Source organism: Sorangiineae bacterium MSr11954 (assembly GCA_037157815.1).
Classification (GTDB): domain Bacteria; phylum Myxococcota_A; class Polyangia; order Polyangiales; family Polyangiaceae; genus Pendulispora; species Pendulispora albinea.
Genome location: CP089984.1, coordinates 7,902,081 through 7,916,346, shown reverse-complemented (window position 1 = coordinate 7,916,346; position 14,266 = coordinate 7,902,081). Strand labels below are relative to the sequence as shown.

The 14,266-nt window shown below is 66.3% G+C and carries 10 protein-coding genes; 1 reads left to right on the top strand and 9 read right to left on the bottom strand.

Translation table 11 applies throughout. From position 1 onward, the window contains the following. Positions 1-17 precede the first annotated feature (17 nt). Entirely contained in the window at positions 18-1,847 is a 1,830-nt protein-coding gene (gene menD / locus LZC94_30610; GenBank protein WXB12193.1) for a 2-succinyl-5-enolpyruvyl-6-hydroxy-3-cyclohexene-1-carboxylic-acid synthase, read from the bottom strand. 36 nt (positions 1,848-1,883) lie between these two features. Then, the gene (locus tag LZC94_30605; GenBank protein WXB12192.1) at positions 1,884-2,603 is read right to left on the bottom strand and encodes an alpha/beta fold hydrolase; all 720 of its coding nucleotides are present in this window, start codon (positions 2,601-2,603) and stop codon (positions 1,884-1,886) included. A gap of 41 nt (positions 2,604-2,644) precedes the next feature. Between LZC94_30605 and menC the strand changes: the two genes are divergently transcribed. Continuing rightward, positions 2,645-3,778: an o-succinylbenzoate synthase gene (gene menC, locus LZC94_30600; GenBank protein WXB12191.1), complete on the top strand. Its 1,134-nt coding sequence runs from the start codon at positions 2,645-2,647 to the stop codon at positions 3,776-3,778. On the opposite strand, the gene LZC94_30595 is transcribed toward menC, so the two are convergent. The 7 genes from LZC94_30595 to LZC94_30565 form a co-directional block, all read right to left on the bottom strand. Further along, positions 3,750-5,216, bottom strand: a complete 1,467-nt coding sequence (locus tag LZC94_30595) for an AMP-binding protein (GenBank protein ID WXB12190.1) — start codon at positions 5,214-5,216, stop codon at positions 3,750-3,752. The two genes, menC and LZC94_30595, sit on opposite strands and share 29 nt — an antisense overlap. 7 nt (positions 5,217-5,223) lie before the next feature. Further along, positions 5,224-6,237: a methyltransferase domain-containing protein gene (locus LZC94_30590; protein ID WXB12189.1), complete on the bottom strand. Its 1,014-nt coding sequence runs from the start codon at positions 6,235-6,237 to the stop codon at positions 5,224-5,226. 25 nt (positions 6,238-6,262) lie between these two features. Beyond that, entirely contained in the window at positions 6,263-7,519 is a 1,257-nt protein-coding gene (locus LZC94_30585) for a Rieske 2Fe-2S domain-containing protein (GenBank protein ID WXB12188.1), read from the bottom strand. 56 nt (positions 7,520-7,575) lie between these two features. Next, complete coding sequence (locus LZC94_30580; protein ID WXB12187.1) at positions 7,576-9,000, bottom strand: isochorismate synthase; 1,425 nt, start codon at positions 8,998-9,000, stop codon at positions 7,576-7,578. Positions 9,001-9,088: 88 nt separating this feature from the next. Continuing rightward, the gene (locus tag LZC94_30575; protein ID WXB12186.1) at positions 9,089-9,607 is read right to left on the bottom strand and encodes a DUF2938 family protein; all 519 of its coding nucleotides are present in this window, start codon (positions 9,605-9,607) and stop codon (positions 9,089-9,091) included. Between the two features lie 750 nt (positions 9,608-10,357). Continuing rightward, a complete protein-coding gene (locus LZC94_30570; GenBank protein WXB20271.1) occupies positions 10,358-12,526 on the bottom strand; it encodes a TonB family protein in 2,169 nt (722 codons plus the stop codon). A 293-nt stretch (positions 12,527-12,819) separates the two neighbouring features. Then, complete coding sequence (locus LZC94_30565; protein WXB12185.1) at positions 12,820-14,214, bottom strand: hypothetical protein; 1,395 nt, start codon at positions 14,212-14,214, stop codon at positions 12,820-12,822. Positions 14,215-14,266 lie beyond the last annotated feature (52 nt).

Here is a 14,266-nt window from a genome sequence, read left to right as displayed (position 1 = left end):
GGTGCCGCTCTCCTTTGTTAGAAAGGCCCGAATCGTTCGACGAGCCGCCCGACGGCGGCGCTGGCCGTCTCCCAAATTCGGCTGTGTTGCTCGTGCGCACCGTGGGGCGGGACCACCACCTCGAGGAGGGTGCACCCCGGGCGGGCATGCGCGCGCGCAAGGGCATCCGAGAGCTCGGGGAGGCTGGCCACGCGCTCGAAGGGGTGACCATACAGGTGCGCCGCATGTTCCGTGCTGCGGTCGTGCGGGGTCGTCAGGTGTGCAAGCTCCGCGCGCTCGATGCCGGGCCAGGATGCCACGGGGAGCTGTTCGAAAATGCGACCGCCGCCGTTGTTCAACACGGCGATCACGAAGGAAGCGCGCAGGGGGCGTGCGATGAGCAGCGACGAGACATCGTGCAAAAAGCTGATGTCGCCGAGCAGCAAGGTCATCGGGGAGTCGCCCACGCTCGCCGCGCCGGCGGCGCCGGCGATCAATCCGTCGATGCCGCTGGCACCTCGTTGCGAGAGGACGCGCGCCGTCGCGTGGCTGCCTTTGCAAAAGGTGTCGACCTCGCGGATCGGCAGGCTATTGCCCAAAAAGAGGTGCGATCCAATGGGCAGGGCGCCGACGATGGCGCGCACCGCGGCGGCCTCGGTCATGGTCGTCGTTCGGGCGAGATCCTCATCGATGATGCTCCAAGCGATATCGTTGGCCCGGCAGAGGAGCTCTTGCCAAGCGCCGGGAGGTTTTTCCCTCGCGGGCGCGGGCGCGGGCGCCATGGCGCGGTGGAGCGCCTCCAAGGATGCGCGTGTGCTGCCGAACAGGTGCAAGGCGGCGCTGTTCTGGGGATCGTTCCAGCCCTCTTCCGAGAAAATGATCCGCCGCGCCGAGCGCAGACCGCCGGCGTAGGCAGCCCAGGATGCGGACGTGGGCGGAGCGCCCAGGTGCAGCACCAAGTCGGCTTGCGCGTTCGCGCGAAAGGATGGCGAGCGAAGAAAGGTGTCGAAGGCGTCGCAGAGGAGCACCCCGCGCGCGGCGGCCGCGTCCACGAAACGGACGTTGCTGGCCGCTTCGCAAAAGACGGGGGCGGCGAGGGTGCGCGCGAGATCGAAGAGCGCATCGCGGTGGAGCTCATCTGCGCGAGGTGCGAGCGGCGAGGGACCGCAGACGATGAGCGGGCGCGCCGCCGAGAGCGCCCATCGCGCAAGGATGCCGATCGCTGCGGGATCCGGCTCCATGCGAGGGGCGAAGGCGGAGACGAGTGGCTCGGCGAGCAGCGATCCCACCTCGTGCGCGAGGGCGTGCTCGTCGCGGGTCTCCGGCTCCATCGGCTCCAGGGGTTGTTTGGCGCGGGCGTTGAGGTGAACGGCGCCCGCCGAGGGCCACGTCGATGTAAAAGTTGCCTGGGCAACTATTCGGCGCAGGGCGCGCAGGGCCGAGGGGGCGGGATCGGGCAGGCCCAGGTCGAAGAACTGCCGCGCATAGCCTCCGAAGAGTTTGAGCTGGTCGATGGTCTGCGCGGCCGCGCAGGACTGGAGCTCGTTGGGGCGATCGGCGGTGAGCACCAGCAGCGGCACGCGGGACATGGCTGCCTCGACGATCGCAGGAAAGTAGTGCGCGCCGGCGGTGCCCGATGTGCACAGAAGAAGGCTGGGCCGGCCCGTGCGCCGCGCCTGCCCCAACGCGAAGAAGGCCGCCGCGCGCTCGTCGATGATGTCGTGGCAGATGAATCGCGGTTCGCGCGCGGCCGCCAACACGAAGGGCGTGGAGCGCGAGCCGGGGCTGATGACCACGTGCTCGACCCCGGCGTCGGCAAAGCTCGTCATGAGGACGCGAGCCCACTGTGTGAGCGCCGTTCGAATCATGCCCCACCTCGATTCGTTGCGTTTGCACGATAGCACTCACGGCGCCATGACAATGCGCGCGATCGCGCGCGGCGCTTCGAGGACCACATTGTGGCCTGCGTCGGGTACGACCGTGCATCGCGCCAAAGGCAATGCCGCTGCGAGCTGCTCGCCCAGCGCACCGTACGTGGCATCCAGGCTGCCCGTGACCACGTTCACGGGGGCTTGCACCTCGAAGAGGTCGGCCCAGCGAGGCGGCATGCGGCCGAGCGACAGCGTGCGCATCGCCCGCGCGAGGCCGGCGGGGTGGTGGGCCAGGCGAATCGTGCGCTGCCGTGCCCGCGTTTCCTCGGGGAGCCGCTGCTGCGTTGCGAACATTGGCTGCGACTCCCATGCTGCAAAGAAGCTCGCCAGGCCATCGCGTTCGAGTCGCTCCGCCCAGCCATCGTCGGCCGCGGCGCGCGCCGCGCGGAGGTCGCCCGAGACAAGGCCGGGATGGGTGCTGATCAGGGTGCAACGTGCGATCCGCCCCGGATGTCGAACGGCGACACCAAGTGCCACGCGGCCGCCGAGCGAGTAACCGACGATATGGGAGCCGGGAGGGACCATCGCCGCGATGCGGTTGACCTCCGCATCGAAGGTGTCGATGGGCGCAGATCCGTCCGAATGGCCATCGTGACCGAGCAGCGCGGGCGCGAGGCTTGGCTCCGAGAGCTCGCGTTGGACATCCTGCCAGGAAGCGGGAGCGCCGCCGAATCCATGAAGAAGAACGAGCACGAGCGAAACATGGGCTGCGATCGCCGGCCCGGCCAGCGACAATGCGAGCGACCACCATGCGCATCGACCGGGTGACCTTGATGGAGGTGCAAATGGATCTGGTGACCCCGTTTCGCACGTCGTCGCTCGAGGTTCGAGGGCTTCGTCATGCGCTGGTGCGTGCGGAAGCCACGGGCCTCGTGGGGTGGGGTGAGTGTGCGGCGCTGCCCGATCCGCACTACGTGGGCGAGACCGCCGAGAGCGCGTGGCTCGCGCTGCGCGACGTCATCGTTCCCGCGGTGCTCGGGGTGGAGTGGTCGGGCATCGAGGAGCTCGTGTCGCATTACCGCGGGGTGAGGGGCAACACCTTTGCGCGGGCGGCCATGGAGCTGGCCGCATGGGATCTCCTCGGCAAGAGCCGCGGCCAATCCTTGGCCGCGATGCTGGGGGGGACGCGAAGCGAGGTCGCGAGCGGGGTGGTCCTGGGGCTCCGTACGGATCGCGGCGAGCTTCTCGAGAGCATCGCGCGGCACGTGCAAGAGGGGTGTCCTCGGGTGAAGCTCAAGATTGCACCGGGAAAGGACGTGGCCTTGGTCGAGGCGGTGCGAGGTCGGTTTCCCGAGCTTGCGCTGATGGTCGATGCCAACTCGGCCTACACTTTGGCGGACGCGCCCACCCTCGCGAGGCTCGACGCGTTCGATCTGATGATGATTGAACAGCCGCTCGCGTGGGACGACTTTGCCGATCATGCGGAGCTCCAGACGATGCTGCGAACCCCCATCTGCTTGGACGAGAGCATCGGCTCCTTCAACGACGCACGAACGGCGCTGGCGCTCGGGAGCTGCCGCGTTCTGAACATCAAGCCGGGCAGGGTGGGGGGCTTGCTCGAGGCCAAGCGCATTCACGATCTGTGCATGGCCCGCGGTGTACCCGTTTGGTGCGGCGGCATGCTCGAGTTTGGGATTGGCCGTGCGGCGAACCTTGCGCTGGCGAGCCTCCCCGGCTTTACCTTGCCGGGCGACAACTTGGGCTCGGACCGGTACTTCACCCGTGACCTGGTGGAGCCAGTCATCCGCGATCGGGCGGGGATCCTCTCGGTCCCGCGCGGCCCCGGCATCGGCTGCACGGTCGATGAGGAGCATCTGCGGCGTCATCGCGTTCGCGCGATCACCCTGACGGCGCATGCTCGGTACTAGAGGTCGAACCGTTCGGCGCTCCAGGCAGACTGCGAAGGTGCGGGATGGCGCGCTTTGCGGTCTCTGCCCTGTCCAGCTTTCCTCCGGCGTTCCAGGCCAAATCGTCGAGCACCGCGAGGAGACGGGGGCGCTTGGACGGTGCGAGCATCGCTGCAAGGGCGCGCGCGAGATCCGGATCCGAGCATCCGCGCGCGGGATCGTTCCATACGATGGCGGCTGCGACCACCGCGCCCCACGTTTCATCGGCGACGCCGAACACGCACACCGCGCGAACGGCCTCGAGCTGCTCCAGCGCGTGCTCGACCTCCACCGGGGAGACATTCTCGCCCCCCGTCACGATCCGATCGGCGCGCCGCGCGCTCACGTGCAGGCGGCCGGCTTCGTCGAGGTGTCCGTGGTCGCCCGTGTGCAACCAGCCTTCCGGGTCGACGGCATCCGGGTGGGCACCCGGCGGAAAATAGCCGCTCATGCGCGAGGGCCCGCGCACGTGCACCTCGCCGTCGACGATGCGCACTTCGTTTCCGGGCAGCGGAGGCCCTGCGCCCTGCTCCGGCCCCGGGGGCGTGCCGAGGATCTGGGTGGTCACCTGCGCGCAGGACTCGGTGAGGCCGTAGGTCGTCACGATCGGTAGACCGCGTTCCTTTGCCCGCTGCAAGAGGCGCGGCGAGGCCGGTCCACCGCCCAGGAGGATGGCGCGTACGGTGCGCGGCATGGTTCGCTCTGCGTCGAGGTACTGCGCGAGCATGGGCGAGACCCACGACAGGAGGGTGACGCGATCGCGGTGAAGCACCGCCTCGATGGCATAGGGGTCGAAGCGATGCAACGCCGGCAGCACGAAGGTGCGGCGCGCGATCAAGCAACGCATCACCACGGAGAGGCCCGCGACGTGCGCCAGCGATGTGCCGAGGAGCCATCGATCGTCCTCGCGCCAGCCGAGGTTCGCCTCGCTCGCGCGCGCGGCCGCGCGGAACGCGTTGCGCGAGAGGAGCACCCCCTTGGCCCTCCCCGTGGTTCCCGAGGTGAAGAGGATGCACATGGCGTGCGCCCCATCGACGGGAACGTTCGTGGTCGGGCCAGGGGTGGCGGGTGCAGCCTCGAGCGGGGAGAGCGGGCCGGGCGCCTCCACGACCAGCGACGGCGTCGTGTCGGCGATGAGGAGCGCCCGCTCGCGCGGTGTGAGCCGTGGATGGATGAGCACCACCGTGACCCCGAGGTCGATCAGCGCGAGCAGAACGAGGAGCGTTGGCTCGTCATGGGCCGCGACCAAGGCAACACGTCCAGGGTGCCCCGCGGCGATGCCCTGGCGCGCGAGCCACGCGGCCGCCGCCTGCACCCGATGCGCGAGCTCCACATACGACACGGCGGCGCCATCGGCGACGAGCGCGGTTCGTTGCGGCACCTCCCTCGCGGCGGCCCATACGGAGAGCTCGTCCGGCATGGCTCCCTCACTCTCGCGCCTCGGCGAGAACGACGCTCATGGGGCTCGCTGCGATGGGGCGGAGCTCCGGCGCGTGAAAGCCCGCGCGTTGAACCATCGCGGCGAGCTCCTCGAAGGTGTGCGCGTCGCCCGCGGGGGTCAGGCACAACATGATGAGCGCGAACTCGACACCATCGCGCGAGCCGGTGCGGTCGTCCAGGGGTACGAAGTCGACGATGGCCAGGCGCGCCCCCGGTGCGGCCGATGCGCGCAGCCGGCGCAGGATACCGTCGCATGCTTCGCGATCGAAGCAATGGAGCAAATTGGCGACGAGCAAGAGATCGTAAGGTCCGCCAAAATCCAGTTGTCTCGCGTCGCCCGCGAGGGTGGTGTAGCGCTCGGCCACGCCCGCCGCCTCCGCATGGGCGCGCGCGATCGCCAGCGGCTGGACTCCATCGAGGGCGACCACCTGGGCCCGTGGGTTTGCCTGGGCGAGCGCAATGCCGAACAGCCCATGGCCTGCCGCGAGATCGAGCACGCGCACGGGGCGCCCACTCGTTTCGCCAGCGAGCATGCGCGCGACCTCGTGTGCGGGGCGCCGGAGCATGGGGGACATGCTGCGCGCATATTGGGTCCAACTCGTGTGGTCGGGATCGAGGATGCCGCCGTTCGGAAGGACCGTTCCGCCGCGGCGGACGGCGGGAACGATGTCGCGGAACGCTTCCCACTGAAGATCCGAGGCGATGTAATCGGCGAGGCTGCCCAGGTAGGTGGGCGAACGTCGATCCAGGAATGCCGCTGCGTCCGCGGTGAGCGCGTAGGCATCGCCGCGCTTGGACAGGAAGCCATTGACCGCCAGGCAATCGCATAAAATGCGGATCCCGCGCGGGGAGACCGATACGCTTTGGGCCAGCGCGCGAGCCGTGGTCGCGCCCTCGGCAATGTGGCTGAAGATGTCGAGTCGGATGGCGGCGGCGATCATGGCCGTGCGCCGGAACGCGTGGATCGTGTCGATGAAGAGGCGCGGCGATGCGGTTTCCATGCGGAGGACTTTCAGGTGCGCGGTTTCACGCGGCGCCCTCGGGAGGTTTGCGGCCGGGGATGAGCCGTTGCCATGGATTGGCCGGGGTGACCACCGACTCGATGCAACGGATTTGCGAGGTGTCGAACGGCTTATCCAGTCCGATGGGCCTCTCGCCGCGTTGGACCCGACGGGCGGACTCGATGAGCGCGCGCCGCATGCGGAGCACCCCCACGTCGGATGGCACCAGGTGCTCGCGGGAGCGATCGTAGATCGGCCCCATCGATCCGCAGATGGCCACGTCCTCGGGGATGAAGGTCGGCAGCCCCGTCCAGCTCCGGCCTCGGGCCATGGCGTCTCGATCTTGGAGGAAGTGGTTGTTGCGGGAGGGTTTGTCGGGGCGATCGGCTTGCTCGCGGGATGCGCCGAACGCGTCCAAGATCGCGGGATCCATTCCAAAGAAGGGCTGCATCTGCGAGCGAAGCGGCTCTTCGTTGATCGCGCGCTCTTTGTCCCAGAAGAGCGAGTGCACGATGGTCCGAACATCGTCCACCGGAACGGTAAAGGTCGCGGAGCCAAAGGCCGGGCGCGTGCCCATCGCGAAGAAGACGGTGGTCGGCGCGACATAAGCCGTCAAGCGCGCCGTGGTGATGGGGGGGCCGTCTTCGGCGGGGGTGGTGCGGAGCGCCGCGTAGCAAAAGCCGAAGTCGGTGTCCTCCGCCTCGATGTCGGGCGCGAGGTGTCCGAGCAGACGCTTCGAGGTATCCGTCTCCAAGAAGCCCACAGGCTTCCAGGCATCCTGGTGAAGAATGCCGAGGTGGGACGAGTCGACGAAGCCTTCCAGCACCTGCACGAAGTTGGCGTCGAAGACCGCCGGTGCAATCCATCGATGGGATGCCTCGACGCCAAAATAATCGTATGCCACGAATGGCGGCTCCTCCTCTTTCGGGCCGATGTACACCCAGACGAACCCTCCCGCTTCCCGCGCGGGGTAGGAGCGCGCCTTGAATCGCGTTTTGAATGCCGGATCCTTGCAGTTCGGCGTTTCCAGGACGGTGCCATCCACCGCGAACTTCCACCCATGGTACAGGCAGCGAATACCTCCTTGCTCCACCCTTCCGAGCACCAGGGATGCGCCGCGGTGGCAGCATGTCTCGTCGAGCATGCCCACGCGGCCCTCGGTATCGCGAAAGACGACGAAGTCCTCGCCGAGCAAACGCACGCGCACGGGGGCGCTATCGGGCTTCGGCAAGTCCGACGATGGGATGGCGGGCCACCAGTAGCGACGAAGCGCCGTGCCCATGGGGGTCCGGGGGCCAATTCGACATAGAAATTCGTTGTCGTCCTTGCTGAGCATCGTTAGGACCCGTCGGTTGCTTGCCGCGGTTTCGGATGGAACGCCTCCTCGAGAAAACCGAGGGCGCGCAGCAGCGGAAGCTGCTTGAGGGTGGTCTCCGCATATTCGGCGCTCGCCAGGGACTCCTCCACGATGCCCGCGCCGGTGAAGATGAGCGCCGAGCACTCGCCCACGAGGCCACATCGGATGGCGACCACGAAGCGCGCGTCGCCCGCGGCGTCCACCCAGCCCACCGGCCCCGTGTACCAGCCGCGCGGCTCGACCTCGTGCCGAGCGATCCACTCGGCCGCGTGCGCCTTGGGCAATCCGCCCACCGCCGGGGTGGGGTGCAGCGCGGCCAAAAGGCGAATGGGGTTCATCTCGTGCTCGAGGGACCCTTCGAACGGGGTGTAGAGGTGGAGGATCTCGCGGATGGACCGCACCCTGGGCTGGGCGGGGGAGCGAAACTCTTTGCAGAGAGGTCCCAGGATTTGCGCAATCTCACGGACCACGAACGCGTGCTCCACGCGGTCCTTTCGGCTGGCGAGCAATGCGTTTGCGCGTTCGGCGACGTCGGCGCCTGCGGGACAGGGCGACGTTCCGGCCAGCGCCTCGGTGCGCAGCACCTTGCCGCGCTTGTGGAAGAGGAGCTCGGGCGATGCGCCCAGAAAACGAAATTTCTCGCGGCCGAACAGAAACCGCGTGCACATGGGCTCGGCGACCAGGCGCGAGAGCACCTCGAGCTCGTCCACCGCCCACGGAAGCTCGACATCGCAGCGGCGCGCGGCCACGATCTTTTGGAACTCCCCGGTTCCAATCGCGCGGTGGATCTCGGCGATGCGCCGCTCCCACGTGCGAACATCGATCTGGTGAATCGTCCCGGCCGCGTTCGCAGGGGCCTCGGCCGGCCGCTCGTGATGGCGAACGGGCGATGCCTCCGCGGCGCGCTCCAGCCCGAGCAAGATCGCTTCGAGCTCGTCCACGAGCTCTCGACCGCGAACGGGGTCGCAATCTTCGGGGCCTCGCACCGCGAGGCTCAAGAATGCGCGCTTGCCGTCGTGCCCGTAGCACCACCTGGGCAAGGTGAAACATCCGTCGTCGAACTCCTGCCAATGGGGGGAGCGGGAGGACGCGCCATCGGGATGAAACGACATGCCCCCGAATGCGCGCGGTGGGGGTGGTGCGCAATCGGGGTGAATGTGCACGACGAGATCGTTCCAGAGCCGTTCGAGCCTCGCCTCGAGTTGCGCGCAGCGCTTGGGGCCCGACACGCGCAGGATCTCCACCGCGCCCGCGCCCGCATGGGGGAGATCGCCCGGCGAGTCCCAGAAGAAGCTCATGTTCCGGCGTTGGTTTCGCAGAAAAGCCGCCGGCGGGGCGAGGGGCGCGGGCACGGTGATGACCGCGGTACAGCGTTTGGATTTCAGTTTATCGAATGCACTCGCCACGAAACGACCCGGATCCGATGCGAGCATTCATCCCTCCCGCTACCGCCTTGCGGTATGCAACGACATCCATTGACCTGGCAGGTGCCATTTACCGGTTGGTCGCCTCACGTGTCGGTACGGTGGGCGCGGGGGTGCCTCCCGATATGCGGGCGGGCGAGCAAAGGAAACGGGCAGCAAGGGCGAGCCCAAGGCCATAATAAAGGTGCATCACCAAATTTGTGCGGATCATCATCATCTCGGGAGGGCCGTCGACTCCGAAGATGCCAAACCCCATGCCGGGAAATGTGAGAAACCCATTGGCGATGGATGTCGCCACGCCAAAAACGACCGCGGGCCACCAGGCCCACCAGCTTGACGAGCTTGACCAGGAGGTGCCGGGGGGCCCAAAGCGGCGGACGCCGAGCCCGAATAGCACGGCAAAACCCGCTCCAATGGCCAAATGGATCAAAACGGCAAGGGGCGTCGGCAGCGGCTCGCCCATAGCGGTTCGAACATCGTCAACGAAGGGTTGTCCGTGCAGCACCAGATTGAACCACTTGGCCATGAGCGTCGCGCCGACGCCCGCGATGAGCCCCAAGGATCGACTGATTCCGCCGAGGATGACCATGACAATGGTGGCGAGGACGCCGGCCAGCGCCCATCGATGAATGGGTACCGAAGACGATTTGCTTCGAGCGGTGTCGCTCGCGCTCTCGCTCGTGGAAATGCTCATGCTACGTTCATATCACGTCGGATATGCATTTCCAGAATGCGGACTTGCAAAGCGTGGATTAAACGCAAGAGTTATGTGCAAAGCACATTTATTGTGAATTGGCTCGAGTGGATAAGGTAAGCGGGTCGTCGACCCGATGCAGATGTTCAATAAGCCGGGAACGCCGCCACTTCAGGTGCCTCATCACGCCCACGCCGCTCGTGAGTGGCACCCAACCAAAGCGGCTTCGAGCAGCTCGCGCCGTCGAACCCCGCCCGGTTGCCCTCTCCCGACGCGCGAGACGGGACAGACCGGGAGCGTCAGTTGAACTTGAACATGTATGTGACCGTGCCAGTTTACCCCGCCGGCCCACGCCGCTCGTGAGCGGCACCAACCAAAGCCACTTCGAGCAGCTCGCGCCGTCGAACCCCGCCCGGTTGCCCTCTCCCGATGCGCGAGACGGGACAGACAAGGGAGACGAGACCGACCGGGAGCGTCAGTTGAACGTGTACGTGACCGTGCCGTTTCGCCCCGCCGGCCCACGCCGCTGGTGAGCGGCACCAACCAAAGCCACTTCGAGCAGTTCGCGCCATCGAACCCCACCCGGTTGCCCTCGGCCGACGCGCGAGACAAGGGAGACGGGACAGCCGAGACCGACCGGGAGCGTCAGTTGAACTTGAACGTGTATGTGACCGTGCCGTTCACCCCGCCCGCAGGTTGCGGAAAGGTCCAGCGCTCGAAGACGCGGATTAAGCATTGTTCGAGCCGCGCGCTATCGGCTGTCGATTGCGAGACGTTGGCGCTCAGGACCTGGCCTTGCGCGCCAATGATCGAGGAAACCACGACCTGGCCACGCAGATCGCTGCGCTCCAAATGGGCTCGGTCGTAGCAGTCCTGCACCTCGCCCGAGTGGTTGCGGATGGTGGCACGAATGCCGCCGAGGTCGATGTTTCCAGGCGGAGGGGGCGCCGCTGTTGCCATGGGCGCGGGCGTGGGTAGCACGCTGCTCGTTGGCGGGGGCGGGGTGCTTGGCTCCGGAGGGGAGACGGTCGATGACGGCGTTGGCGTCGAGGGACCCTGCGTGATGACCGTCGGTGGCGTCTCGGCAGCGGCGCCTCCGCGGTGCGTGCGTCCGGTCACACGGGCCTGTCCTCCACCCCCACCTGCAGAACCGCCTGCGCCCGCCGGCTGCTCGCGGTCGAGCGTGATGGTCACCTCTTTCTCCGGTTCATCGTAGGTCACCATGAGCAGCTGCCGCGCGTACCCCGTCGCGGAGGCCACGATGCGGTGCGCTACCGTGTCGCGCACGAACCGCGCGGTGCCTGGATTCGAGGAGAGCGGAACATCGTCGATGAACACGCTGGCGCTGTGCGGAATGACTTTGACCTTGAGCACGATGGTTTGGTTCGCGAGCGCGCCGGGCTCCCCGGCGCCGCCCACCACCAGAAGAGGAGCCCCGTTCGCGGACGCTCCGGGCGCTGTGTTGGGCGCCGCGCCCGCGGGAGCGCCGCCGAACGGGTGCGCTGTTTGCGTTCCACGGTTCGCGTGCCACCACGGCAGGCCAAACGCGGCGCCGAGCGTGAGAACGATGGCACCTCCGAGGAGCAGCGCGAAGAACCCAGCCTGAAATCCTCCACGGCCTACCTCCCTCGGATCGACGCTCGGATGGCTCGGATGGCTCGAGGGGTCGTAGCCGCCTGAGCCCCGCAGGTCTTCCCCGGCCACCTGCAACGTGGGGGGCGTGGGCGATGCAGACGGGGATACGGATGCGCCGCTGTCGCTGCTCGCGCTCTCCGGATCGACGAAAACGGGAATGTCGCTGATCGTAGCCGGCGAGTTCTCGCTTCGTTTGAGCTCGGCGTCGATGGCCGCCTTCACCTTGGCGCGGTTCTCGGCGAAGAGCTCCCCGACGTACTTGCCAATGGCGCGCGCGCTTGGAGGGTCGGGTAGGGTGGCCAAATAGGCCTCGATGGCCTCCCCCAGCTCTTGCGCGGTCGCAAAGCGGTCCTCGCAGTTCAGCGCCAGGGCCCGATCGCAGATGGCTACCAGCTCGGCGGGCAAGGAGGGATCGACGCTGAGCGGTGAAGGGATCTCCCCCAGGGTCAGCCGGTGAAAGATCTCCACGTCCGAGAGCCGCTTCCACATGCGGGTGCCGGTCGCGGCCTGCCAAACCATGATGCCGAGGGCAAAAATGTCCGCCCGACGGTCGATGCGCCCTTGCTGGAATTGTTCCGGCGCCATGTAGGCGCATTTGCCTTTGACCACCCCTGTGCGCGTGTGGTGCGATGAATCGGCCGCTTTGGCGATGCCAAAATCGAGCACCTTCACCTGGCCGTTGTACGTGACAATCACATTGTGCGGCGACACATCCCGGTGAACGATGTGGAGCGGCTTGCCGTCGAGGTCCGTAAGCTCGTGCGCATAGTGCAGTCCTGCGCAAGCCTCGGCAATGATGCGCAAGTGCATGGCCATGGGTATTCCACCGCGCTTGGACGACGCGCGCACCACGGCGTCGAGGGTCTGCCCCTCGAGGTACTCCATGGCCATGAAATGATGAACGCCGTCGAAATCAATCTCGTTGATCTGGACGATGTTCGCATGATTCAGCCGCGCCGAAAGGCGAGCTTCTTCCAGAAACATCTCGAGAAAGTCGGAGTCGGTCGCCAGGGTGGGCAGCAAGCGCTTGATCACCTGCAGCTTGGTGAACTTTCCCGGTCCACGAACCAGGGCTAGATCGACACGGCTCATGCCGCCCTGTCCAATCTCCAGGATGGGGCGGTACTTCGAGTGCAGTTGAGCGACCCCGTCCGAGGTTGGACTAGGATGATTTGGCATCACGCTCATACCGTCCAGCAGTATATCGAGGAGCTAGCCATTATCCAAGGCGCGGGAAAACTTTTTCGACCACTTACGCGATGAAAATGGCAGCCAGGCTCCAGAGTATCCGTGGAGCGCCGTCGCCGCTTATCGCATTTTAATCGCATTTAATCGCGTCGATGGTCGATGCTTGAATTGGCGGAGAGCGGAGAGCGAAGAGCTGGGGGTTCGATACCACTGATGTTGTGCGCACAAATTGTCCACCGGATTGGCTTGAAATGAACCATGGGGTGCGGGTTTCTTTCGGTGCTCTAAGCAGCCCGGCGACCTGCACGAACCCTGCGGGCGATGAGGGCGACGGTGAGCACGAATGCCGCTATACCCATGGCGGCCTTGGGCGCGGTTCTTGGAAGAATGCCGCACCCCGAATCGCCGCCGCCGGACGAGCCGGACGGGGGAGAGCCGGGATCCGCTTGTCCCGCGTCGCCCGTCCGGACGTCGATGCAAGGATCACCGAATTTGACGAACATGCACCGCTGCTGCTCCCACGCGGCGGGACATGTGGCCGCGTAGGGAGAGTCGCTGGCACAATGATTGACCGGGAGAGGTCCTGCAATGTTTTGAAGCGTTTTGACCATGGGGGTCCACGTGGCTCCATCATCGTGGGACTTTCCAATGACGAAGCTGGTGATGCCTTCTTGATTGGCGTAGCCGCACCCATAGAGGACGCCGTCCGCGTACTTCAAGCAATTGACGGGTGTCATCGATGTCCGATGGAAGCGGTAGTCGTTGCCCGAGCTGGGACGCGCGCCAATGTAGACGCCATCGGCGAGCCCTCCAATGGCGACCGCCGTGCCGTCGGGTGAAACGGCAAACCCCGTCATCGACGTGCCGGTGATCGAAGCCGTAAACTCCACGGGCACCACGTCGAACGTTTTGAATCCGTCGTGGGAGATGAGCAGCTTGTCGCCCTTTTGCGGGTCGGCCATGAGCTGGCGCACGAACACGCGGTCGGGATCGGTGGGATCGACACCCGAGACATAGAAGACGATGGCATTGGGGTCCGAAAAGGTGGGAGCGCTCCAGGTCCTCCCGCGGTCGTTGCTGCGGATGACGATCCCGCGGCGCCCCGAGGTGCTTACGACGCCGCCGCCGACATAAAGGACGTTGGGATCCGATGGCGCCACATCGATCGTGGTCACGATGTAGCCGGGATCGAGCGGTGCGCTGGTGGCGGTCCATGTGGTGCCGTTGTCGTTCGTCTCGAACACCTGCACATGACGGCTGGAGCTCGGCCGATCCGTAGCCGTGATGGCGACCCCGCGACGGGGATCGCTGCCATCGACCGCCAAATCGATGACGTATTGATCCTTCAGGCTTCCGCCGATGAATGGAAAGGAACAGCCGTCGTCATGGCTGACCGCCAGCCCAGGCAGTCCGCCGATGGCATACGAACCATCGCCGAACAGCGCCACCCCAGGGTCCACATTGCCGCTGATTTTGAAGAGCTGCTCGCAAATCCAGTGGAACGATTGACCATGATCCTTCGACAACATGAGGCCGAACGTCGCGCGAACGAGGATGATGTCGGGGTTGCGCGGGTGCACCATAAACTGATTGCTTGCCGGATAGCGGCCATTGGCTTGCGCGGCGGTCGGAATGGAAAGGAGCGTGCCTGCCAGGATTCCTGCGAGTCGTTTCTTCATCGTTCCACTCGTGATGGCGTGCGGCGGATGAGTTTTTATGTATCGGACTTTC